Origin of the sequence: Kitasatospora sp. NPDC092286 (genome assembly GCF_044755565.1) — a bacterium.
Taxonomy (GTDB): domain Bacteria; phylum Actinomycetota; class Actinomycetes; order Streptomycetales; family Streptomycetaceae; genus Kitasatospora.
Map to the genome: position 1 here is coordinate 370,458 of NZ_JBIVRD010000002.1, position 21,993 is coordinate 392,450.

20 protein-coding genes are annotated in these 21,993 nt (G+C 72.9%); 13 read left to right on the forward strand and 7 right to left on the reverse strand.

Translation table 11 applies throughout. The features are described 5' to 3' along the window. Window positions 1-55 precede the first annotated feature (55 nt). A complete protein-coding gene (locus ACIQIB_RS04390) occupies window positions 56-922 on the forward strand; it encodes a MarR family transcriptional regulator (RefSeq protein ID WP_363611746.1) in 867 nt (288 codons plus the stop codon). Window positions 923-1,175: 253 nt separating this feature from the next. Here the strand turns inward: ACIQIB_RS04390 and ACIQIB_RS04395 are convergent, their stop codons facing one another. Beyond that, window positions 1,176-2,039, reverse strand: a complete 864-nt coding sequence (locus tag ACIQIB_RS04395) for an aldo/keto reductase (protein WP_363611748.1) — start codon at window positions 2,037-2,039, stop codon at window positions 1,176-1,178. Window positions 2,040-2,420: 381 nt separating this feature from the next. Between ACIQIB_RS04395 and ACIQIB_RS04400 the strand changes: the two genes are divergently transcribed. The 11 genes from ACIQIB_RS04400 to ACIQIB_RS04450 all read left to right on the forward strand — a co-directional run bounded on the left by ACIQIB_RS04400 (window position 2,421) and on the right by ACIQIB_RS04450 (window position 13,240). Then, window positions 2,421-4,193 carry an ABC transporter transmembrane domain-containing protein gene (locus ACIQIB_RS04400; protein WP_400756608.1) on the forward strand — a complete coding sequence of 591 codons (1,773 nt, stop codon included), beginning with the start codon at window positions 2,421-2,423 and terminating at the stop codon, window positions 4,191-4,193. Window positions 4,194-4,305: 112 nt separating this feature from the next. Further along, entirely contained in the window at window positions 4,306-6,078 is a 1,773-nt protein-coding gene (locus ACIQIB_RS04405) for an ABC transporter ATP-binding protein (protein WP_363611750.1), read from the forward strand. Window positions 6,079-6,206: 128 nt separating this feature from the next. Then, entirely contained in the window at window positions 6,207-6,452 is a 246-nt protein-coding gene (locus ACIQIB_RS04410; protein ID WP_363611752.1) for a LapA family protein, read from the forward strand. Between the two features lie 32 nt (window positions 6,453-6,484). After that, a complete protein-coding gene (locus tag ACIQIB_RS04415) occupies window positions 6,485-7,213 on the forward strand; it encodes an amino acid ABC transporter ATP-binding protein (protein ID WP_363611796.1) in 729 nt (242 codons plus the stop codon). 9 nt (window positions 7,214-7,222) lie between these two features. Further along, window positions 7,223-8,125: a glutamate ABC transporter substrate-binding protein gene (locus ACIQIB_RS04420; protein ID WP_363611754.1), complete on the forward strand. Its 903-nt coding sequence runs from the start codon at window positions 7,223-7,225 to the stop codon at window positions 8,123-8,125. Between the two features lie 13 nt (window positions 8,126-8,138). Next, window positions 8,139-8,783 carry an amino acid ABC transporter permease gene (locus ACIQIB_RS04425; RefSeq protein WP_363611756.1) on the forward strand — a complete coding sequence of 215 codons (645 nt, stop codon included), beginning with the start codon at window positions 8,139-8,141 and terminating at the stop codon, window positions 8,781-8,783. Beyond that, window positions 8,780-9,649, forward strand: a complete 870-nt coding sequence (locus ACIQIB_RS04430) for an amino acid ABC transporter permease (protein ID WP_400756560.1) — start codon at window positions 8,780-8,782, stop codon at window positions 9,647-9,649. The genes ACIQIB_RS04425 and ACIQIB_RS04430 overlap by 4 nt, the downstream gene beginning before the upstream one ends. Before the next feature lie 133 nt (window positions 9,650-9,782). After that, a complete protein-coding gene (locus ACIQIB_RS04435; protein WP_363611760.1) occupies window positions 9,783-10,688 on the forward strand; it encodes a LysR family transcriptional regulator in 906 nt (301 codons plus the stop codon). 77 nt (window positions 10,689-10,765) lie between these two features. Then, entirely contained in the window at window positions 10,766-11,347 is a 582-nt protein-coding gene (locus ACIQIB_RS04440; RefSeq protein WP_363611762.1) for a cysteine dioxygenase family protein, read from the forward strand. A gap of 7 nt (window positions 11,348-11,354) precedes the next feature. Beyond that, window positions 11,355-12,440, forward strand: coding sequence for a YeiH family protein (locus tag ACIQIB_RS04445; protein WP_400756562.1), 1,086 nt, complete (start codon window positions 11,355-11,357; stop codon window positions 12,438-12,440). Window positions 12,441-12,529: 89 nt separating this feature from the next. Beyond that, window positions 12,530-13,240, forward strand: coding sequence for a spermidine synthase (locus tag ACIQIB_RS04450; RefSeq protein WP_400649225.1), 711 nt, complete (start codon window positions 12,530-12,532; stop codon window positions 13,238-13,240). Window positions 13,241-13,272: 32 nt separating this feature from the next. Here ACIQIB_RS04450 and ACIQIB_RS04455 read toward each other — a convergent pair whose 3' ends face one another. The 5 genes from ACIQIB_RS04455 to ACIQIB_RS04475 all read right to left on the reverse strand — a co-directional run bounded on the left by ACIQIB_RS04455 (window position 13,273) and on the right by ACIQIB_RS04475 (window position 19,992). Further along, complete coding sequence (locus ACIQIB_RS04455) at window positions 13,273-15,558, reverse strand: glycosyl hydrolase family 18 protein (protein ID WP_400756565.1); 2,286 nt, start codon at window positions 15,556-15,558, stop codon at window positions 13,273-13,275. A 431-nt stretch (window positions 15,559-15,989) separates the two neighbouring features. Beyond that, the gene (locus ACIQIB_RS04460) at window positions 15,990-17,798 is read right to left on the reverse strand and encodes a hypothetical protein (RefSeq protein WP_400756567.1); all 1,809 of its coding nucleotides are present in this window, start codon (window positions 17,796-17,798) and stop codon (window positions 15,990-15,992) included. A gap of 120 nt (window positions 17,799-17,918) precedes the next feature. Beyond that, the gene (locus ACIQIB_RS04465; RefSeq protein ID WP_400756570.1) at window positions 17,919-18,761 is read right to left on the reverse strand and encodes a TetR/AcrR family transcriptional regulator; all 843 of its coding nucleotides are present in this window, start codon (window positions 18,759-18,761) and stop codon (window positions 17,919-17,921) included. A 169-nt stretch (window positions 18,762-18,930) separates the two neighbouring features. Continuing rightward, window positions 18,931-19,326 (reverse strand): peptidase inhibitor family I36 protein, encoded by a 396-nt coding sequence (locus ACIQIB_RS04470; RefSeq protein WP_400756571.1) that lies wholly within the window; start codon window positions 19,324-19,326, stop codon window positions 18,931-18,933. Between the two features lie 138 nt (window positions 19,327-19,464). Then, window positions 19,465-19,992: an NUDIX domain-containing protein gene (locus ACIQIB_RS04475; RefSeq protein WP_363611774.1), complete on the reverse strand. Its 528-nt coding sequence runs from the start codon at window positions 19,990-19,992 to the stop codon at window positions 19,465-19,467. A 62-nt stretch (window positions 19,993-20,054) separates the two neighbouring features. Here ACIQIB_RS04475 and ACIQIB_RS04480 point away from each other — a divergent pair, with 62 nt between their 5' ends. Further along, entirely contained in the window at window positions 20,055-21,305 is a 1,251-nt protein-coding gene (locus ACIQIB_RS04480; RefSeq protein WP_400756573.1) for a serine hydrolase domain-containing protein, read from the forward strand. 60 nt (window positions 21,306-21,365) lie between these two features. Here the strand turns inward: ACIQIB_RS04480 and ACIQIB_RS04485 are convergent, their stop codons facing one another. Next, on the reverse strand, window positions 21,366-21,689 hold the full coding sequence (locus ACIQIB_RS04485) for a nuclear transport factor 2 family protein (protein WP_363611776.1): 324 nt from the start codon (window positions 21,687-21,689) through the stop codon (window positions 21,366-21,368). Window positions 21,690-21,993: the final 304 nt, after the last annotated feature.

The window sequence follows — 21,993 nt, forward strand, 5'->3', positions numbered from 1 at the left end:
CCGGGTGTGACATCGGGACGGATACATGGTGCTGGGGGAGATCCCGACGACCCGCGTGTCCGCGCGACTGCAGCAGTCGCCCGGACACCTCATCCGCGTTGCACAGCAGGTACACACCCGTCTGTGGTCCGAACATGTCGGAGCCGATCTCACGGCCCCGCAGTTCGCCGTACTGCTGGTCCTCGCCCTGGAACCGGGCGCTGACCAGCGGACGGTCGGCGAGAGAGCCTCGCTGGACAAGGCCACGATGGCCGAGATGGTCGCTCGGCTGGTCCGTCGTGGACTGGTGCTGCGAAGGCGCGATCCGGCCGACGGCCGGCGCAAGCTGCTCGCTCTCTCGCAGAGCGGCGCCCAGGCGGTGCGCGAGGCCACCGGCGGAGTGGTCCGCGTGCAGCGCACGCTCTTCGAGCCGCTCACGGCCGAGGAGCAGCTGGAAATCGTCCGCGTGATGGCCAAGATAGCCAGGCTGGAGCCCGCTGCGGTCGCCGTCCTCACGGACGCGCGGCCGATGCTGGACGCCCAGCGGGCGATCGGCTATCTGATCAGGGTGAGCCAGCAGGTTCACACCAAACTCTGGTCGGAGCACGTCGGTTCGGACCTGACGGCGCCGCAGTACGCGGTGCTGGACGCGCTCGAACTGGAGCCGGGCGCCGATCAGCGGACGGTCGGCGAGCTGGCCTCGCTGGACAAGGCCACGATGGCCGAGATGGTCAGCCGTCTCGTCCGGCGCGGTCTGGTGCAGCGTCGGCGCGACCCCTCGGACGGGCGGCGCAACCTGCTGTCGCTCTCGCCGGCGGGGCAGGACCTGCTGCACCGCTCGGCCGCGGGCGTGGCGGAGGTTCAGCGGTTGTTGCTGGCCGCGCTGGAAGAGGAGGAACACGCACCCGCCCTGGCGTTGATCGCCAAGGCGGCCAGGCTCTAGGCGCCCTTCCTCGCGCGCTAGCCAAAACGATTCGCCACCGTGCCGGAGGTCCTCCTGTCGAGGGCCGAAGGAGCGTGGTCGGACCGGTCGGTAGGGCTGCGCGCCGAGCGGCGGGACGGTTCCGGCCGACGTCGCGGGCCCTTCACACCGAAGGCCGCCCACCCCGAACGGGGTGGGCGGCCTTCGGTGTTGACGCTCGGTCGGGGGCGGTGCCGTCGAACACCGGTCCGGCGTCGACGGCGCCGAGGCGGCGTCAGTTCCAGTCGAAGCTCTGCGGGTCCGGGCCGATCCGCTCGCCGGTGGCGATGCCGGCGATCGCGGTCAGGTCGGCCGCGTCCAGCTCGAAGCCGGTGACGTCCAGGTTCTCCTTGATCCGGGCCGGGGTGACCGACTTCGGGATCGCGATGATGCCGCTCTGCAGGTGCCAGCGGAGCACCACCTGGGCGACGGTGCGGCCGTGCTTCTCGGCGATCTTCACCAGCACCGGGTCGGCCAGCAGCTCCTTGCCCTGGCCCAGCGGGCTCCAGGCCTCGGTGGCGATGCCGTGCTGGGCGTGGAAGGCGCGCAGTTCGCCCTGCGGGAAGTACGGGTGCAGCTCGACCTGGTTCAGCACCGGGGCCACCGAGGCCTCGTCGAGCAGGCGGGTGAGCTGCTCGGCGCCGAAGTTGGAGACGCCGATGGACTTCACCCGGCCGCCGGCGAGCAGCTGCTCCAGGCCCTTCCAGACGTTCAGGAAGCTGCCGTGCATCGGGCGCGGCCAGTGGATCAGGTAGAGGTCCACGTAGTCCAGGCCGAGCTTGGCCAGCGAGGCGTCGAACTCGCGCAGTACCGCGTCGCGGCCCTGCTCGCCGGACCAGTCGCGGGTGCCGGAGTTCCACAGCTTGGTGGTGATGTAGAGGTCCTCGCGGGCCACGCCGCCCGCGAGCGCCTCGGTGATCGCCTGGCCGGTGCCGGCCTCGTTCTCGTAGATCGCCGCCGTGTCGATCGAGCGGTAGCCCGCCTGGATGGCGTTGCGGACGGCCGCCGTCGCCTCCGCGTCGGGAACCTGCCACACGCCGAAGCCGAGCTGCGGGATCTGCGAGCCGTTGTTGAGGGTGATGCTGGGGATCTTGCTCACGGGAAGGGATACCCTCCTGGTTGACCATCGTTTCCAGTGAAGGCCAACCGGTGGCGCCGCGGGATTGTTCCCGTCCGGCGAAAGAATTTTCCGACGCGTTGTACCGGCGTACGCAGGGGTTCTCGGTGCCGGGTCCGTCGGGCGGCCGCCGGGAAAACCTGTTGCGCAGGTCACATCCGGATTGGCAGGCTCGCTGCCATGACGTCCTGACCGGCCCCTCGCCGTGACCGTGCCGGCCGCCTTCGCCGCTGTTCCCCACCCCTCCCGGTCGCCGTTCCGGCGCCCGGACCGCCGCCGTTCCGGTGCGCCGTGAGGTCCGAGATCCGGGCCGCGCCACCGGCCGTCCGCGCCACCCGCCCGTACCACCCGCAACGGAGCGTCATGCCGCTCAAGACCTTGCCGCTGGCTGATCCCGGCAGCCCCGATCTCTCTTCACCGCTCGCCTTCCTGCGCTGGCTGCAGCGCAGCCAGCGGCGCGGGCAGGTGCTCTCCACCTGCTGGGCGCTGCTCGAGATGGGGTGCCAGGCGGCCCTGCCGATACCGCTCGGACTGGGCGTCCAGGCCGCCGTCGACGGCGACGGCGCCGGGATCTGGCGGGCTGGGGCCGCCGTCCTGGCCCTCGCCGCGGTCGCCTCGCTCGGCGCGGTGCTGCTGCACCGTCAGGCGGTGTGGAACTGGATCCACGCCGCCACCCATGTCCGTCAGCTGGTGGCCCGTCAGGCCTCTGGCCTCGGCGCCGGGTTGTCCCGCCGGATCGCCACGGGCGAGATCGTGGCCGTCGGCAGCGGGGACGTCGAGAAGATCGGCTGGTATGTCGAGCTGATCGCCCGGCTCCGCGCCGGGGTGGTCGTCTGGCTGGCGGTGGGCTGCGCCGTGCTGGTGGCCGAACCACTGCTCGGCCTCATCGTCCTGCTCGGTGTACCGGTTCTGGCCGCCGCGGTCTGGCCGCTGCTCGGCCCGTTCGAACGGCGCTACTCCGAACAGCGCGCGCTCGGCGGCAAGGCCACCGAGCTGGCCGCCGACACCGTCGCCGGGCTGCGGGTGCTGCGCGGCATCGGTGGTGAGGAGCTGTTCCTGGCCCGGTACCGGGCCGCCTCGCAGAAGGTCCGCGCCGCCGCCGTCCGCTCGGCCCGGGTCCGGTCCCTGATGCAGGCTCAGCAGGTCCTGCTGCCGGGCCTGTTCGTGGTCGGCGTCACCTGGTACGGCGCCCACCTGGCCGCCGACGGCCGGATCACCATCGGCACCCTGGTCGCCGTGTACGGCTCCACCGCCTTCCTGGCCGCGCCGCTGCGCATCCTGGGCGAGGCCGCGCACGCCTGGAGCGTCGCCAGGGTCTCGGCCGGCCGGGCCGTCCGGGTGCTCTCGCTCAGCCGCACCGACGGCACGGCCGGGGCCGCGCTGAGCCGGCCCGGACAGGCCGACCTGTACGACCCGGCGACCGGCCTGACCGCCCGCGCGGGCGAGCTGACCGCCGTGGTCTGCGGCGACCCGGACTTCGCCGGCGCACTCGCCGAGCGGCTCGGCGGACACGTCCCGCTCGCCGACGGCGAGCAGCCGCAGCCCTCCGTCCGGCTCGGTGGCACCGAGCTGGACACCGTCCCGCTGACCGAGGCCCGGGCGGCGGTGCTGGTCCACGACAAGGAGCCGGTGCTGCTCTCCGGCACTCTGGCCGGGCTGTTCGACATCCCCGCCTCGGGCCGGGTCGCGCCGGCCGACGCGCTCGCCGCCGCCCGTGCCGACGATGTCCTGGACGCCCTGGTGGACGGCTCGCCGGACTGCGCGGGGGACGCGATGCGGGCGCGGATCACCGAGCGCGGCCGCTCGCTCTCCGGCGGCCAGCGTCAGCGGCTGGCGCTCGCCCGCTCGCTGCTGGCCGACCCGCCGGTCCTCGTCCTGGACGAGCCCACCAGCGCGGTCGACGCCCACACGGAGTCGCGGATCGCCGCCGGGCTGCGCAGGCACCGGGAGGGCCGCACCACCGTGGTCTTCGCGACCAGTCCGCTGCTGCTCGACCAGGCCGACCGGGTGGTGCTGGTGCTGGACGGCCGGGCCGTCGCGGCCGGCCGCCATCGCGAGCTGATGCACACCGAGCCCGGCTACCGGGCCGTGGTCACCCGCGACGAGGAACCGGCCGCCGTCGGGGAGGGCGCATGACCGTCGTCCGCCCCCCGGCCCGTCCGGCTTGCCCCACCCACCTGGCCCGCCCTGCCCGCGGCGAACGTCCGGCCCACCGCGACCGCCCGGCCGGAGAACAGAGGAGCACCGTATGAAGCCCCCCGCCCATCAGGAGCAGGGGCCGGCCACCACGCTGCCGGTCGGCTCCCCGGCCGCCGTGCGCTCCTACCTGCGGCTGCTCGCCCGGCGTCACCGGGCCGGCTTCTCGTCCGTGGTGGCGCTGCACTCGGTGGCCACCGTGGCCGGGCTGGTCGGGCCCTGGGTCCTCGGCACCCTGGTCGAGTCACTGGCCACCGATACCGCCGAGACCGCCGTCGCGGCCGCCGTCGGCTGGTACCTGCTGGCGCTGGTGGTGCAGTCCGCCTTCACCTGGTGGTCCCGGATGCGCGGCAGCATCCTCGGCGAGCGCGTCCTGGCCGACCTGCGCGAGGACTTCCTGGTCCGCTCGGTCGCGCTGCCCACCGGCGTGCTGGAGCGGGCCGGTACCGGGGACCTCGTCTCCCGGGGCACCACCGACATCGACCGGCTGGACAAATCGGTCCGCGAGGCGGCGCCCGAGCTGGCCGTCGCCGTGGTCTCGCTGCTGCTGGTGCTGGGCGCGCTGGTGATCACCTCGCCGCTGCTCGCGCTCACCTCGCTGATCGGCCTGCCGCTGCTGCTCGCCAGCTCCCGCTGGTACTTCCGGCGGGCCCCGCAGTCCTACCGGAACGAGTCGGCCGGCTACGCCGCGGTGAACACCGTGCTGGCCGAGACGGTGGACGCCGGGCGGACGGTCGAGGCGCTGCGCCTCGGCGACCAGAGGGTCCGGCTGACCGACCGCAAGCTCGGCGAGTGGCTCGCCTGGGAGCGGTACACCCTCTGGCTGCGGTCGGTCTGGTTCCCGACCATCGACGCGGTCTACGCCCTGGCCGTGCTCGGGACCCTGGTCCTCGGCGGGCTGTTCACCCTGCGGGGCTGGATCACCGTCGGCCAGCTGACCACCGGCGTGCTGTACGCCCAGGCGCTCGTCGCCCCGGTCGACCTGATCCTGCGCTGGTACGACGAGCTGCAGATCGGGCAGGCCTCGCTGGCCCGGCTGGTCGGGGTGCGCGAGGTACCCGAGCACGAGAGCGACGAGGACGCGCTTCCGGACGGCCGGCAGGTCCGGGCGACGGATGTCCGGTTCGGCTACCGCGAGGGCGCCGACGTGCTGCACGGCATCAGCCTGGACGTCGCCCCGGGAAGCCGGGTGGCGCTGGTCGGGCCGTCCGGCGCGGGCAAGTCCACCCTGGGCCGGCTGCTGGCCGGGATCTACGCGCCCGGCCGGGGCAGTGTCACGCTCGGCGGGGCGGCGCTGGCGAGGATGCCGGCCGAGCGGGTCCGGGCACAGGTCGCGCTGGTCAACCAGGAGCACCACGTCTTCGTCGGCACCCTGCGGGACAACCTGCGGCTGGCCGTGCCGGAGGCCGACGACACCGAGCTGCGCGCCGCGCTGGACGCGGTGGAGGCCGGTGACTGGGTGGACGCGCTGCCGGAGGGCCTGGACACCGAGGTCGGTTCGGGCGCCACCGCGCTGACCCCGCCGCAGGCGCAGCAGCTGGCCCTGGCCCGGCTGGTGCTGGCCGATCCGCACACCCTGGTGCTGGACGAGGCCACCTCGCTGCTGGACCCGCGGGCCGCCCGGCACCTGGAGCGCTCGCTCTCCCGGGTGCTGGAGGGCCGGACGGTGATCGCCATCGCCCACCGGCTGCACACCGCGCACGACGCGGACGTGATCGCCGTGGTCGAGGGCGGGCGGATCAGTGAGTACGGCAGCCACCCGGAGCTGGTGGCGGCCGGTGGTCCGTACGCGGCGCTCTGGCGCTCCTGGCGCGACGAGCGATGACGCGAACGGTCATGATCGACTACAGCTGGTGAGCGAAGGTAAACCCGCACGGGGTGAGATTGCCCCGTGTGGGTTACTCCTGGGCGCGTAACCGGACAAATCGGGTTCGCGGCCAGCAGACTGCGCGGGTGACCAAGATTTCAGACGGCTCGTCCGGTTCCAAGCGCAGCGAAATCGCGGGAATCCCCACCCGGTACATCGGGATCGGCGTCATCGTCGTCCTGGCGGTGTGGTTCCTGTTCGCCAACCTCGACAAGGTGAAGATCCAGTTCTGGGTACTCACCGTCACCGCGCCGCTCTGGATCGCCCTGCTGGCCACCCTGCTCGCCGGCGGCGCACTGGGCTGGCTGCTGAAGGGCCGGCGCGGCAAGTGACCACCGCCCCCGGGGCCTCCGGCTTCACGCCGCTGATCGAGCTGCGCGGCGTCAACAAGCACTTCGGGGACCTGCACGTCCTGCAGGACATCGAACTGACGGTCGGGCGCGGGGAGGTCGTGGTGGTGATCGGCCCGTCCGGCTCCGGCAAGTCCACACTCTGCCGGGCGATCAACCGGCTGGAGCCGATCGAGGCCGGCACCATCGTGATCGACGGGCAGGCGCTGCCCGAGGAGGGCAAGGGCCTGGCCCGGCTGCGCGCCGAGGTGGGAATGGTATTCCAGTCCTTCAACCTGTTCGCGCACAAGACCGTGCTGCAGAACGTCTCGCTGGCCCAGATCAAGGTCCGGGGCCGCTCCCGGACGGAGGCCGACGCCAAGTCCCGGGCGCTGCTGGAGCGGGTCGGTCTGGCCTCGCAGGCGGACAAGTACCCGGCGCAGCTCTCCGGCGGCCAGCAGCAGCGGGTCGCCATCGCCCGGGCCCTCGCCATGGAGCCCAAGGCGCTGCTCTTCGACGAGCCCACCTCGGCCCTCGACCCCGAGATGATCAACGAGGTGCTGGACGTGATGCGCCGGCTCGCGAACGAGGGCATGACCATGGTGGTGGTCACCCACGAGATGGGATTCGCCCGCGCCTCCGCCAACCGGGTGGTCTTCATGGCCGACGGGCGGATCGTCGAGGACCGCGCCCCCGAGGCCTTCTTCAGCGCTCCCGAGAGCGCGCGCGCCCGGGACTTCCTGTCCAAGATCCTGAAGCACTGAGGCGGCGCCATGAGGGAGATGACCGCCGCACGGCTGCTCGCCGTCGCCGCGCTGGCCCTGCTGCTCACCGGCTGCGGCAAGCCGGGCACCCCGCCGCCCAAGGGCCCGCAGGCCGGTGCCCTGCCCAGCTACCAGGTGCGGAACGCCGCTGACATCACCGGCTCGCCCACCCTGGACGCCGCGCGCAGCCGCGGCCACCTGGTGGTCGGCGCCAAGGAGGACCAGCCCTACCTCGGCGAGAAGAACCCGGCCACCGGGGAGTACTCCGGCTTCGACATCGAGATCGCCAAGATGGTCGGTGCCTACCTCGGGTTCGCCCCGGACCGGATCGAGTTCAAGACCATCGCCTCGGCCAACCGCGAGACCGCGCTGCAGAACGGTCAGGTGGACTTCTACGTCGGCACCTACACCATCAACGACAACCGCAAGAAGCTGGTCGGCTTCGCCGGGCCGTACTTCATGGCCGGACAGTCGCTGCTGGTGCGCAAGAAGGACAACAGCATCCACGGTCCGGAGGACCTGAACGGCAAGAAGGTCTGCTCGGCGGCGGGATCCACCCCGTACCAGCGGATCCAGCAGCAGTACCCGAAGGCCAAGCTGATCGGCTACGACACCTACTCGGCCTGTGTGGACAACCTGATCACCGGCCAGGTGGACGCCGTCACCACGGACAACAGCATCCTGCTGGGCTACGCGGCCAAGGTGCCGGACGAGCTCAAGGTGGTCGGCCCGCTGTTCTCCCAGGAGCCGTACGGGATCGGGACCCCGAAGAACGACACCGTGCTGCGCGACGCGCTGAATGACGCCCTCGTCCAGCACGAGGAGAACGGCGACTGGAAACGGGCCTTCGAGGCCACCCTCGGCCTCTCCGGCGCGCCCGCGCCCACCCCGCCGCCGATCGACCGGTACTGAGAGGGCCCGCGCTGTGAAGACGCTGACCGACAACTGGTCGATCTACTGGAACGGCTTCCTCGGCACCCTTTCGCTGTTCGCGGTGAGCGCCGTGCTGTCGCTGGTGCTCGGCGTGCTGATCGCGAGCTTCCGGGTCTCGCCGGTGAAGCCGCTGCGGATCTTCGGCACCGGCTGGGTGACCCTGCTGCGCAACACGCCCCTGACGCTGCTGTTCTTCATCGTGGTGCTGGGCCTGCCGCGGTTCGACATCACCCTGCCGTTCTTCACCTTCGCGGTGCTCGCGCTCGGTTGCTACACCTCGGCGTTCGTCTGCGAGGCGATGCGCTCGGGCGTCAACACCGTGCCCTCCGGGCAGGGCGAGGCGGCGCGCAGCCTGGGGATGACCTTCGGCCAGACGATGGGGCTGGTGGTGCTGCCCCAGGCGTACCGGTCGGTGGTCGCGCCGATCGGCAGCGTCATGATCGCGCTGGCCAAGAACACCGCGATCGCCGGCTCGTTCAGCGTGACCGAGCTGCTCGGCACCTATCGGACCATCAACGAGCTGGGCTACAGCATCGTCTGGACCTTCGTCTGGATCGCTGTCGGCTATCTGATCATCACCCTGGCTATCAGCGCCGTCTTCAATCTGCTGGAACGACGAGTGGCGGTGTCGCGATGACCGTTCAATCCTCGGCGCTGTACGACATTCCGGGCCCACGGGCGATCGCCCGGCACCGGCTGTACGGCGTGATCGCGCTGCTGGTCATCCTGGCGCTGATCGGGTGGATCGTCTACATGCTGTTCCACACCCACCAGTTCACCTACCGGAAGTGGATGGCCTTCGAGTACCAGGGCGTCCAGGAGCTGCTGCTGCGCGGGCTCGGGAACACGCTGAAGGCCTTCGGCTGGACGGTGCTGTTCGCGCTGCCGTTCGGCGCGCTGTTCGCGGCCGGGCGGCTCTCCGACCACCGGGTGGTGCGCCGGCTCTCCACGCTGGTGGTCGAGTTCTTCCGGGCCATGCCGCTGCTGGTGATGATCTTCTTCATCTTCGTCGCGCTCAAGGTGCAGCCACTCTGGGCGCTGGTGGCCGGGCTGGTGCTCTACAACGGTTCGGTGCTCGCCGAGGTGTTCCGGGCCGGTGTGCTGGCGGTGCCCAAGGGGCAGCGGGAGGCGGCGTTCGCGCTCGGGATGCGCAAGACCCAGGTGATGACGTACGTGCTGGTGCCACAGGCCAACCGGGCGATGCTGCCGGCCATCATCAGCCAGCTGGTGGTCGCGCTCAAGGACACCTCGCTGGGGTTCCTGATCACCTATGAGGAGTTCCTGCACGCGGGCAAGCTGATCGCCACCAACCTGGACTACGATCTGCCCTTCATCCCGGTGGTGATGGTGATCGCGCCGATCTACATCGGGATGTGTCTGCTGCTCTCCTGGCTGGCGCACCTGGTCGAGCGCCGCGGCCGACGCCGCCCCAGCATGCGCGGCGGCCCGCCGGTGGCCAGGGCGGAGGTGGCGATGGGGCTGCCGCCGTCGGTGCAGCAGTAGCCGGGAGCGGTGGGGGAGACGGTTCGCTCCTGGACCATAGGTACGGATGGGGTTATGCCAATGACCTCCAAAGTCTGCTTATGATTACCCGGGCGGGGAACAGCGGACGGGCGGTCGGAGGGCGGTGGAGCCGGTGTTCGACTCACGCCACATCAGGACCTTCCACGAGGTCGTCCGGGCCGGTTCCTACTCGGCGGCCGCCCGCGAACTCGGCTACACCCAGCCGGCCATCACCCAGCAGATGAAGGCCCTCGAACGCACCGTCGGCGTACCGCTGTTCACCCGGGCCGGGCGGGGGCTGCGGCTCACCGAGGCGGGCGAGGCGCTCTCCCGGCACGCCGAGGTGATCCTCGGCAGCCTCTCCGCCGCCCAGCAGCAGCTCGCCGCGCTCGCCCGGCTGCGCGCCGGGCGCGTCCGGGTCTGCGCCTTCCCCAGCGCCAACGCCACCCTGATACCCGAGGCGATGGCCAGGCTGCTCGCCGAACACCCCGGGGTCCGGGTCGAACTGCTGGAGGCCGAGCCGCCGGACTCCGTCCAGCGGCTGCTGCGCGGCGAGTGCGACATCGCGCTGGCCTTCCGCTACCCGGGCGTGGCCGCCGAACTGCCGGACGGCCTGGACGAGATACCGCTGATGGAGGACCTGCTCACGGTCCTGCTGCCGGTCGGCCACCCGCTCGGCCGCCGGCACGCCGTCCGGCTGGCGGACCTCGACGGCGAGCGCTGGATCGCCGGCTGCCCGCGTTGCCGGGCCAACCTGCTGCACGTCTGCGCGGAGGAGGGCTTCGCCCCGGACATCGTCTTCTCCACCGACGACAACCTCGCCGTGCAGAGCCTGGTCGCCGCCGGGGTCGGCATCGCGCTGATGCCCGCGCTGGTGCTCTCCTTCATGTGCCACCGCAAGGTCACCGGCCGGGCCGTCGAACCGCACCTGCGCCGCCAGGTCAGCGCGTACGTGCTGCGCGACCACCGCCGGATCCCCGCCACCGCGCTGGTGCTGGACCAGTTGCGGTCGGCCGCCGCGGCCAGGGTCGGCTGCTGAACCCATAAGCCCGCGTTGGGTAACCCTGAAGAAACCCTCGTTGGACGTGATAGGTCGGCCGGGTCGAACCTGCTGGCATGACACCCTCAGCCACGGTCGGCAGTGACCGGCTCACCGAGCGTATGGCCGCCCTGATCGGCGAGATCCGCGCCGTCGTGGACCGCGGCCTGCCTCCGGAACTCACCGCCTACCTGGTCGGCGAACGACTCGCCCCGCACCTGCTCGCCGGCCCTGACGGCGCCGACGCGCTGCTCACCGCTGGCCAGCGCGAGGGCGACCCGGACCGCTACCGTCAGCACGTCCTGCACGCCGAGCCCGACGGCGGCTTCTCCGTCGTGGCCCTGGTCTGGCTGCCCGGCCAGGAAACCCCGATCCACGACCACGTCTCCTGGTGCGTGGCCGGCGTCCACCAGGGCCAGGAGAGCGAGACCCGGTACCGGCTGGTCTCCGACGGGCGCACCGCCCACCTCGTGGAGACCGAGCACGTGGTCGGCCCGGTCGGCAGCGTCGCCGCCTTCGCCCCGCCCGGTGACATCCATCTGGTCCGCAACGCCTGCGGTTCCACCGCCATCTCGATCCATGTGTACGGCGCCGACATATCCCGGCTCGGCACCAGCATCCGGCGGGTCTACCGGCTGCCCGCCGACGGGCGACGGTGAGCGCGCGGTGGCACTGACCGTCCGGGAGCGGCACACCCGCACCCGTCTGCTGCCCCCGCTCGGCGGGGACGCCCCCGGCCTGCTGCTCGCGGCGCTCGGGGTGGCCGCCGCGATCGCCGTCCACCAGGCCGTCCCCGCCGTGCCCAAGCTGACCGCCGCCGTCGTACTCGGGATCGCGGCGGCCCACCTGCCCGGGCTGCGGCCGGTGGTCCGGGGGGTGGCCAGGCCCGGACTGTCCACCGCCGGGCGGCGGCTGATGCGGATCGGCATCGTGCTGCTCGGCCTCAAGCTCGGCCTGGACGACGTGCTCGGCCTCGGCTGGGCCACCGTCGGCATGGTGCTCGCCGTGGTCTCCGTGACCTTCGCCGGCACCTGCTGGCTCGGGCGCCGGCTCGGCCTGCCCGGCGACCAGCCGCTGCTGGTCGCCACCGGGTACTCGATCTGCGGGGCGTCGGCGATCGGCGCGGTCAGCCAGGCCGCCGGCAGCGAGGAGGAGGACGTCGCCGCGTCGGTCGCCCTGGTCACCCTCTGCGGGACCCTCGCCATCGCCGTCCTTCCGCTGCTCCAGCACCCGCTCGGGCTCGGTGAGGCCGACTTCGGGCGGTGGGTCGGCGCCAGCGTGCACGACGTCGGCCAGGTGGTCGCCACCGCGCAGACCGGTGGGGCGGGTGCGCTGCGCGAGGCCGTACTGGTCAAGCTGATGCGGGTGGTGCTGCTGGCGCCGCTGGTCGCCGGAGTCGCCGTCGCGGTGCGGCGCGCGCACCGGGCCCGCGCTGCCGGGTCGGACGGGTCGGACGGGTCGGACGGGGGAGCGGCGGGCGGGCGGGCCGGGCGCCCGCCGATCGTGCCGCTGTTCGTGGCAGGCTTCCTCGGGATGATCGCGCTGCGCAGCACCGGTGTCCTGCCCGAGCGCGCGCTCACGCTGGCCGGCGACGCCCAGGAACTGCTGCTGGCCGCCGCCCTGTTCGGCCTCGGCAGTGCCGTGCACCTGCCCAGCCTGGTGCGTACCGGCGGGCGGATCGTTCTGCTGGGCCTCGCCTCGTGGGTGATGATCGCGGGGATCTCCTACGCGGGGGTGCTGGTCACGACGTGAGCGAGGGACGCGGGGGCTCCGCTATTGTCGGGCGGGTACTCGCTCGGCGAGAGAGCCCGAGCCCGGAACCGAGCTTCGAGGAACGCCGCATGTCCACCGCACTGCCCGAACGGGACGGTTACGACGCCGTCGTCACGCTCGACCGGCGGGAGGGCCCGTTCGGCGAGGTGGTACTGCGGCAGCGCGGTCGGCACTTCGAGATCATCGCCAACGGCTGCTTCCTGATGGACACCGCCGACGGGCGTTCGGAGCGGCTGCTGATCCAGGCGGCGCTGGACGAGCTCGACCGCACCGGTGCCGCGGTGGAGCGGCCGTCGGTGCTCATCGGCGGGCTCGGGGTGGGCTTCTCGCTGGCGTACGCGGCGGCCGAGCCGCGCTGGGGCCGGATCGCCATCGTCGAGCGGGAGGACGCGATCATCGACTGGCACCGCACCGGGCCGCTGGCGGCCTTCTCGGCCGGCGCGCTGGACGACGAGCGGGTCGCGGTGCTCCACACCGATCTGCTGGAGTACCTGGCCGCGGCGGACGGCGAGCGGTACCACGCGCTCTGCCTGGACATCGACAACGGCCCGGACTGGACGGTGACCGACTCCAACGCCGGGCTGTACGGCGCGGACGGGCTGGCCGTGCTCCGGCACCGGTTGCGGCCGGGCGGGGTGCTGGCGGTCTGGAGCGCGCAGCCCTCCCCGGCCTTCGAGGAGGCGCTGCGCGCGGCCGGCTTCGCGGACGTGGTCACGCACGAGATCCCGGTCGCCCGGGGCGTGCCGGACGTGGTGCACCTGGCCCGCCGCGCCGGCTGAGCGGGCGGCGGGCAGGTGCGGCGACAGCCGGGTTACTTCAGGCCGTTGTCCACGGCGGCCATCAGCTCGCCGCCGGCGGTGTCACCGTCGAAGGACCAGACCATCGCGCCGGCCAGCCCCTGGGACTTGATCCAGGCGGTCTTGCGGGCGATCTCGGTCGGGTCGTCGTAGGTGTAGAACACCGTCCCGTTGTAGAGGTACGAGAAACCGGCCACCGGATCCCGGTAGAGGGTGTAACCGCCGCTCGTGGCCAGGTCCTTGAGCTTGTGGTAGTCCTCGAACCCGGCCTCGTAGCTGCCCGGCGCGGGGCCGGTCGCGCTCTGGAAGAGGCCGTTGGTGGTGCCGCGCGGCACGCCCGTCCAGCCGCGTCCGTAGAACGGGATGCCCAGGGTCAGCTTGCTCTTCGGGGCGCCGCCGTTGACGTAGGCGTTGATCGCGATCTCGGAGCTGAACTGGCGGTCCGGGGTACTCGGGTCGCCGGCCGCGAGCTTGATCGCGGACTGCTGGTTGGTGCTCATCTCCCAGCCGCCGTGGTAGTCGTAGCCCTGGATGGTGGCGAAGTCGAAGGCGCCGAACAGGCCCGGGACGTCGATGCCCGCGGTGATCTTCGCCGGGTCGGCCGGGAGGAAGGCGCTCAGCGTGTAGTGCTTGCCGGTGGTGGTGCCGAGCGCGTCCAGCTGACGGCGGAACTCCTGGGCCAGCAGGGTGTAGTTGGCCTTGTCGGCGGGCTTGTAGATGTTGCCGAGGTGCCCGTCGGAGTTCGGCCACTCCCAGTCGAGGTCGATGCCGTCGAAGATGTTGGCCGCGCTGCCCGCGCCGCCGCGGCCGTCGATGACCGGCAGGTTCCCCTTGATGTACATGTCGATGCAGGAGCTGACCAGCGCCTTGCGGGAGGCGTCGGTGGCCGCCGCGTCGGAGAACCACTTGCTGTACGACCAGCCGCCGATCGAGATCTGGATCTTGAGGTTGGGGTACTTGGCCTTGAGCTGCTTCAGCTGGTTGAAGTTGCCGGCCAGCGGCTGGTCCCAGGTGTCCGTGGTGCCCGCCACCGAGCTGCCGGCGTCCCAGCCCTTGCCGAAGTCGGCCCAGGCGTCACCGGCGCCGTCGCCCGCGTTGGGGTCGGAGTCGTTGCCGGCCGCCTTGTTGGTGATGAAGCACTGCTTGGTGGTCGGGTGGATGTTGGCGAAGGCGTAGTTGAGCGTGGTGAGGCGGCCGGCCGAGCCCGAGGTGTCCAGCTTCTTCACGCTGTAGCCGCGGGCGTAGATGGACCACTGGGTGAAGTAGCCGATCTTCAGCGCGCCCGGGTTGGTGCCGCCCGGCTTGGTCTTGCCGGTCACCGGGCCGGAGGCGGTGGAGACGTTTCCGGCCGCGTCGCGGGCCTTCACCGTGAAGGTGTACGAGGTGTCCGGGGCCAGGTTGCCGACGGTGGCGGCGGGGTCGGTGACGGTCGCGGCGAGCGCGGTGCCGTTGTAGACGTCGTAGGCGGTGACGGCGACGTTGTCGGTGCTGGGGGCCCACGCCAGGGAGATGCTGTTGGCGTCCGAGCCGGTGACGGTCGGGGTGCCGGGGGTGGTCGGCGCCTGCCTGTCCGGGTCGGTGGGCGGCTTGGTCGTGACGCTCAGCGGACCGGCGGCGGCCGAGCGGTTGCCCGCCGCGTCGAAGGCCTGCACGGTGAACTGGTAGGTGGTGCCGGCGGTCAGGCCCTTGACCGTGACGGCGGTGGTGCTGCCGTCGGTGGTCGCCACCTTGGCGCCGTTCTGGAACACGTCGTAACCGGTGACGGCGACGTTGTCGGTGCTCGCCGTCCAGGACAGATCGGCCGTGGTCTGGGTGGAACCGGTGGACTGGAGGCCGCCGGGAACGCTCGGCGCGGTCTGGTCCCCGCCCGTGCCGTCACACGGCTGGCCGTTCAGCTTGCAGTTCAGCAGCGGCGCGTAGGTGCCCGAGTAGGAGACGTTGAAGCCGAGGTTGTACGAGCCGCCGGGCGGCAGGCTGCCGGCCCAGCTGGGGTTCTTGACCGTGACGTGGGAGCCGGAGGTGGTGTAGGTGGCGTTCCACAGCGAGGCCAGCGTGTTGGCGGTCGGCAGGTCGAACTCCAGGGTCCAGCCGTTGACCGGCGCGCTGGAACCGTTGGCGATGGTGTAGCTGCCCTCGTAGCCGGCGCCCCAGTCGCTGCCCTTGGTGAACGTCGCCGTGGCGGAGCCCGCGGCGGTGGCGGGGCCCGCGGCGGCGGTGGTGGCGGGCAGTGAGACGGCGAGTAGTGGGACGAGCAAAGTCCCGGCCGCGAGCAGCGGCAGTTTGATCCGACGTCGTTGCATGAAGATGGCTCCTGTCCTGGGGCCTCCGGGCATGCCGGGTCGCCCCGTTACCTGTGGGGAGGTGTCAGGTGCGTGGAGCAGCGTGCGGGAGCTCCGGCCGTGGGGTGGCGCGGAACGGGAGACCTCGGGCCGTCGGGGTGCCACGGAGGGTCCTGTGCTTACCGAGGGTAAAGAGCCCTTCGTCAACTGGCAATAGGTCTGTACCAGTTGGCGGCCGTGTGCATGGCAGAGCCCTGCGGCGGGCCTTGGTTGACCTGGGGCTTTGTCAACAGCCTTGGGCCGGTTGGCTGTTCGGTGTGGCTTCGGTGCGGAGGGAATGGGGGTGGGGGCTTCTGGCAACGGCGCGGTGGCCGTCCCGTCTGGGGACGGGACGGCCACCGGGGCGCGGTTGGGCCTGGCGTTCGGCCTCGGCCTCGGTTTCGGCCTGGGCCTCAGCCGAAGGGGCTGGTCTCCGGTGCGGCGGCCGGGGCGGTCTCGGCCGGGGCGGGGGAGGGGAGGTCCTGCGGGGCGAAGGGGTTGAAGTCCGGCGGCGGGATCATCACCGGCGTGCCCTTCGGCTTGCGCTCCGGGTCGTCCGGGGTGTCAGCGCCCTGGGCGGAGACGGTCGGCGGGGCCGAGGGCGGCGGCGGGACGGGCGCGGGCTGCCGCGGGATGGTGGTGCCGAACGGGTCGGCCGGCTGGTCGGCCGTCACCGTGCCGAACGGGTCGGCGGTGTGGACGGCGGCCGGGACGGTCTCGGCCGGGGCGGGGGGCGGGAGGTCCTGCGGGGCGAAGGGGTTGAAGTCCGGCGGCGGGATCATGACGGGGGTGCCCTTGGGCGGCTCGTCCTGCGGTCGTTCGGCGGGCGCGGGGTCGGCGGTCGTGTCCCGCAGGTGCGCCGGCAGCGGGGCGGAGGCATCGGGTGTGGTGCCGTCGGGTGTGGTGTCGTCCGGCGAGAGGGCGCCGGACGGGCTGTCGGGTGCGGCCTCGTCGGGGGCGTCGGGGGCGGCGGCGTAGGTGAACGGTGCGGGCTCGACGGCGGGTGGCGCGGCCTCGACGGGCACGGCGGGCGCGGTGGTGACGGCGGGGGCGGGCAGCGTGCCGGGCACGCCGTCCCAGCCGAACTGCACGCTCTTCAGCAGCTCGGCGAAGACCTCGGTGTACAGCTCCCAGTCCTGCGGCTGGGCGGTGGACAGCTGGACGCAGAGCACCGAGACGCCGTCCGGCAGCGGGACGAACGCCTCCACGACCGAGGTGACCACCCAGCGCCGCAGTCCGTCGGCGGCCAGCGGGCCGGGCACCGGGATGCTGCGGGCCTCGACCAGGACGGCGGCCGGGCCGGCGGGCAGCAGCACCGTCCAGACCTCGGCGTGCCGGCGGACGGTGGCCAGTTCGGTGGCGAGGCCGGTGATCGGCAGCGGGTGGCGGGCCAGCGAGACCACCAGAGTGGCGTCGGTCGCCCGGCCGTTCGCCTCCAGCGCGGACACGCCCGCGTAGACCGCGCCCGAGGAGGTGACCAGGTCCGCCAGGGTGGCGGCGATCACCGCGAAGTCCCGGCGCGGTGCCGGGCCGGTACCGCTGAACAGCTCCTCGGCGGTCTCGGCCAGATGTGCCGTCAGCTCCTCGGCTGCCGCGGCGGCGGCCGGATCCGTACCGTTCCCCGCTGCCGGGCCGGTCGGCACCGTCCGGGCGGAGACGCCCGCCGGGCCGCCCGGGGCGGTCAGCGGGTGGAAGCCGGGCGGGAGCACCAGCCGGACCTCGGCGCCCGCGCCGGTGGGCAGTTCGACCGCTTGCCGGGTCTGCTGCCCGGATGCCAGCGCGGCCAGCGCGGCGGCGAACGGCGGGCGCAGCTTCAGGTCGGCGATCTCGCCGGTCACCGGCAGCTCGAACAGCGCCGCCGAGGTGGTGCCCCGGTCGGCCACCGCGCCGCGGACCGCTCCGCCGCCGTAGCGGGCGAGCAGCCCGGCGGTGACCCGCTCGGCCACCGGGGTACCGCTGCCGGGACGGGCCGTGCCGGCGGTGAGTACGGTGCCGAGCCGGTCGACGGCCGCGTGCACCGGGCCGTTGGGCGCGAGCGGCAGGTTGAACAGCGCCTCGGCCTCGGGGTGTGTGCCCGCGCGCAGGGCGGTCAGCGAGGCCGCGGGGTGGCGCGAGGTGAGCTCGTCGAGGAGCGCGTCGGTGAGTGTGCCGAGGGTCGCGGAGACCTGCTCCGCCGCTGCGAAGGGGCTGGTCTCCGCACTGAACTGGCCGTGCTGGGTCAACTGGTGAGCCCCCGCTCTGCTGCGTGTACGTGTGGTGGTGCCGGCAGATCCGTGCACATTCCTATCAGAGGCCGCCGCCGGGGCAGAACCGGCCGCCGGGGGGCCGGGCGGCCGGGCCCGTCAGAGGGCGGCCGGAGGGACGGATCCGGAGGCCAGCGCGGCGACGGTGTCCGCGATCCCGGGGGCGGCGAACAGGGCGGCGAGGTCGCGCACCAGGCGCCCGGTCGGGCCGTCGGGGCGCTCCCCGGCGAAGAACCCGGCGAGTTCGGCGGCCAGCGCGGGCTCCCGGGCGGCGGTCAGCGTCAGGGCGGCCACGAACTCCTGCACCAGGTGGAGTTGGAGCTCCTCCAGCGGCACCGAGCGGTCGGCCAGCCACTCCAGTGAGGTGATCTCGGCGTTGGCGATCCAGGCGCGGACGGCCAGCCGCAGACCGGGGCTCGGCGACGGGATCGCCAGATGGGCCAGGATCTGATCGTGCGCGGCCCGCCGGACCTCGTCGATCACCGCCGAGGTGCCCGGGCTGGCCGCCACCGAGCCGCCGCGCAACAGGGCCGCGAAGCCGGGGCCGTGGCTCTGGACGAAGTCCAGGTAGCGGCCCATCACCCGGTACAGCCGCTCCGACAGCGGGCCATCGGCCGGCTCCTCGAAACGGCCCGCCAGCTCGTGTCCGGCCCGGCGCAGCGACTCCTCGTACAGCGCCTGTTTGCCGGGGAAGTAGTGGTAGACCAGCGGCCGGGAGGCGCCGGCCGCCGCCGCGATGTCGTCGATCGACACCTCCTCCGGCGGGCGGCGGCTGAACAGCTCCAGCGCGACGGCGATCAGCTGCTCGCGCCGCTCGTCCACGCTGAGCCGCCGACGCGGCCGTTCGGCGCCTCGGTCGCCGCTCCGGCCGCGGCCGTGGACGTCACCGCTTCGGTCGGGGCGTGCGGACGTGGGCGACGCCGACGGCGTTCGGGAAGCCATGCGCGCCACCCTATCCGGCCCGTGCCGCGCGCCCTAGCCGGGCGCATCGGACCGTCCAACAGGGCGGTCCGATACGCCCGGACCGGGGGAGTGGCCCCGTCAGGGGGATCCGGCCCGCCCTCCGCTTCCGCCCCCCCGGAGCACCGGCGCGGGCGGTCCTGGTGCCGCGTCAGCACTCCCACTTGTGGGAGCGCAGGTAGGTGCCGGCCCCGGAGAGGTTCAGCTTGGCGTCCTTCGCCAGACAGAACACCTTGGTGCCGCCCCAGTCGGTGGCCGTGTAGGCGGACACGGGCGCACCCGACTCGCCGTGGTTGTAGACGGACCGAACCCGGGTGCCGGCGGCCCAGCCGCACACGATCTGGCCGTTGGACCAGTCCGCGTCGTCGACCCGCCACTCGCACCTGGATCCGGTCCCGTTGTCGCCGGTCCAGGCGCAGAACAGTCCGGACGCGCAGTCCGGGTAGCCGGTGGCCGTCGCCTCGGCGGAGGCCGGGAACAGCCCGCTCAGCGTGGCCGCCAGGGCCATCCCCGACACCACTCGCACCACCCTGCTGATTCGCACCATCAGATCCCCTCGTCCCAGGTCGCTCGGGCATTGCCGTGGTCACGGCAGTGCGGACACGAACCTAGAACCCCCAACCGCCGGTCGGCAGGGCGCGACCAGGAGCGCGGAGGATCGTGCACGGGAGTGCGGTTCACCGGATCACGCCCCTGCTGGAGGAAGCGTCGCGCGGAACTCCAGGTAGCGGCGGTACGCCTCGATGCCGTCCGGGACGAACTCGTCGCGGGCCAGCCGGGCGTCCAGCTCCCGCGGGGTCAGCCAGGCGTGCCAGGCGACCTCCGACTCCTGCGGCGCGACCGGGCCGTTCCACCGGGCCTCGTACACGTCGCACCACCAGGAGAGGCCGTCCCGCCGGAACAGGAACTTGAACAGCGGGCGCGGCTCGATCCCGCTGACCCCCAGTTCCTCCTCGGCCTCCCGGACGGCCGCGCCCGGGTAGCTCTCGCCCGCGCCGACCACCCCGCCGACGAACATGTCGTACGCGCCGGGGGCGAACATCTTGGTGTCGGTGCGCCGGTGGACGAAGAGCCGTCCGGCCGGGTCGCGGACCAGGACGAAGACGCACCGGTGGGTCAGCCCCCGCCGGTACACCTCCCCGCGCGTGGCGGTACCGGTCACCCGGTCGTGCTCGTCGACGACGTCCAGCAGCTCTTCGGCAGGGTTGGTCATGACGGACAGGTTAGGGTTCTCCGGGCCCGGATCGAACGCGGGCACGAGTACGGAACGACGGGTTGAGGCGGCACGCGGTGGTGGAGATCCGGGGCGGGACGGCCGAGGGCTTCGAGCCGGTCAGGGCGGCCTTCGCGGGCGGCTTCCGTGAGCACGGCGAGCTCGGCGCGGCGTTCGCGCTGTACGTGCGCGGCCGCAAGGTGGTCGACCTGTGGGGCGGCGACGCCAGGCCCGAGGTCGGCGGGCGGCCCGCGCCGGCCGTGCCGTGGACGGCCGGCACCGCGCAGGTGCTGCGCTCGGTCACCAAGGGCCTGACCGCCACCACGGCGCTGCTGCTGGCCCAGCGTGGGCAGCTCGACCTGGACGCGCCGGTCGCCGAGTACTGGCCGGAGTTCAAGGCGGCCGGCAAGGAGCGGGTGCCGGTGCGCTGGCTGCTCTCGCACCAGGCCGGGGTGCCCGCGCTGGACGTGCCGCTGGGCCTGGCCGACGTGCTCGGCTGGGAGCGGGCGGCGGCCGCCGTCGCCGCCCAGGCGCCCGCCTGGGAGCCCGGCACCGCGCACGGCTACCACCCGTACACCTTCGGCTGGCTGGTCGGCGAGGTGGTGCGGCGGGCGAGCGGGCGGACCGTCGGCCGGTACTTCGCCGAGGAGATCGCCCGCCCGCTCGGCCTCGACCTGTGGATCGGACTGCCGGCCGACGCCGCGCACCGGGTCGGGCGGCTGGTGGACCTGCCCGCGCCGCAGGCCGGCAGGACCGGCCCGAGCGGGCTGCGGCTGCGCCCCAAGCAGGCGGTGCGGGACGCCTACCGGGACCCGGCCTCGCTGACCGCCCGGGCGTTCGCCTCGGTGCGGCCCGAGGTGGACCTCAACGACCCCGTGGTGCAGGCCGCCGAGATACCCGGCGCGGGCGGCATCGGCACCGCCCGCTCGCTGGCCCGGTTCTACGCCGCGCTGATCGGTGTCGCCGACCGGCAGGGGGGTGGCACGGCGCCGCCGCCGCTGCTCGGGCCGGAGCTGCTGGCCCGGGCGGCCGGTCCTGCGGTCAGCGGGCCGGACCGGGTGCTGATCGTGAACTCCGCCTTCGGCCTGGGCTTCTTCCGGCACGGCCCGACGTCCCCGATGGCCTCGCCGGCGAGTTTCGGCCACCCGGGCCGGGGCGGTTCGCTGGGCTTCGCCGACCCGGACCTGGGCATCGGCTTCGGGTACGTCACCAACGGCATGCAGCCCGGCGTCACGGGGGACATCCGTTCCCGGGGCCTGATCCGGGCGGTGCGGGCGTGCCTGGACGGGGGCGCCGCGGACCACCTGCGGTAGGGCCGGGCGGCGCCACGTGCGTGTGCTTCGCGCGTCGGCCTGTGCGGTGGACCGGGCCGGTCAGGCCTGGCCGGTCTCGAAGCGGCCGATCCGGTCGCCGACGACGGTGAACCGCCAGACGGTGCGCATCTCGCCCCAGGTCTCGTTGCTGTAGTTGGCGATCAGCGACCGCCCGCTGTCCGATTCCGACTGGACGTCCATGTGGCCGCGGCTGGAGAAGATCTCACGGTCGATCCAGTCCCGCAGGTCGCGGTCGGAGCCGTCGTCGGACATCGTCGCGTCCGCGGTGAGCAGGTTCAGGAAGGCGTCCTGGTCGCCCGCGTTGATCGCGGTGACGGCGGCGCGGACGGTCGGGTCGGAGAGTTTGGCGGTGGCGATGGTCATGCGGGGTCTCCCAGGAGTGAAGGGTCGGGACTCCTGTTTATGGCGTCACCCGGTCGTGTTCGGGCATGTCGGCGGCGCGTCGGAGATTTCGGACATCCATGTGCTTGGATCCCGATATCGGTGAGGTGCTCAGCGAGGGAGACGCGGCCGGGAGCTCGTACGGGCGCCGGGCCGCGGGCCACGGGGAGTGGTTGCGGGGTGGGGGGGCCGGCACGCCACCACAACCCCCAAGTAGCCAAACCCCGGGTGGGGGGGGCGGGCCCACCCCGGGGCCGCGGGGGTCGAAAAAACCCCCGGCGGAAGC

What these genes read in the sequence shown, in the direction of transcription:
- ACIQIB_RS04470 (WP_400756571.1), bottom strand. Translation starts at nt 19,326, where the DNA reads ATGGTGCGAATCAGCAGGGTGGTGCGAGTGGTGTCGGGGATGGCCCTG.
- ACIQIB_RS04450 (WP_400649225.1), top strand. Translation starts at nt 12,530, where the DNA reads ATGTCCACCGCACTGCCCGAACGGGACGGTTACGACGCCGTCGTCACG.
- ACIQIB_RS04455 (WP_400756565.1), bottom strand. Translation starts at nt 15,558, where the DNA reads ATGCAACGACGTCGGATCAAACTGCCGCTGCTCGCGGCCGGGACTTTG.
- ACIQIB_RS04475 (WP_363611774.1), bottom strand. Translation starts at nt 19,992, where the DNA reads ATGACCAACCCTGCCGAAGAGCTGCTGGACGTCGTCGACGAGCACGAC.
- ACIQIB_RS04405 (WP_363611750.1), top strand. Translation starts at nt 4,306, where the DNA reads ATGAAGCCCCCCGCCCATCAGGAGCAGGGGCCGGCCACCACGCTGCCG.
- ACIQIB_RS04440 (WP_363611762.1), top strand. Translation starts at nt 10,766, where the DNA reads ATGACACCCTCAGCCACGGTCGGCAGTGACCGGCTCACCGAGCGTATG.
- ACIQIB_RS04485 (WP_363611776.1), bottom strand. Translation starts at nt 21,689, where the DNA reads ATGACCATCGCCACCGCCAAACTCTCCGACCCGACCGTCCGCGCCGCC.
- ACIQIB_RS04420 (WP_363611754.1), top strand. Translation starts at nt 7,223, where the DNA reads ATGAGGGAGATGACCGCCGCACGGCTGCTCGCCGTCGCCGCGCTGGCC.
- ACIQIB_RS04465 (WP_400756570.1), bottom strand. Translation starts at nt 18,761, where the DNA reads ATGGCTTCCCGAACGCCGTCGGCGTCGCCCACGTCCGCACGCCCCGAC.
- ACIQIB_RS04400 (WP_400756608.1), top strand. Translation starts at nt 2,421, where the DNA reads ATGCCGCTCAAGACCTTGCCGCTGGCTGATCCCGGCAGCCCCGATCTC.
- ACIQIB_RS04430 (WP_400756560.1), top strand. Translation starts at nt 8,780, where the DNA reads ATGACCGTTCAATCCTCGGCGCTGTACGACATTCCGGGCCCACGGGCG.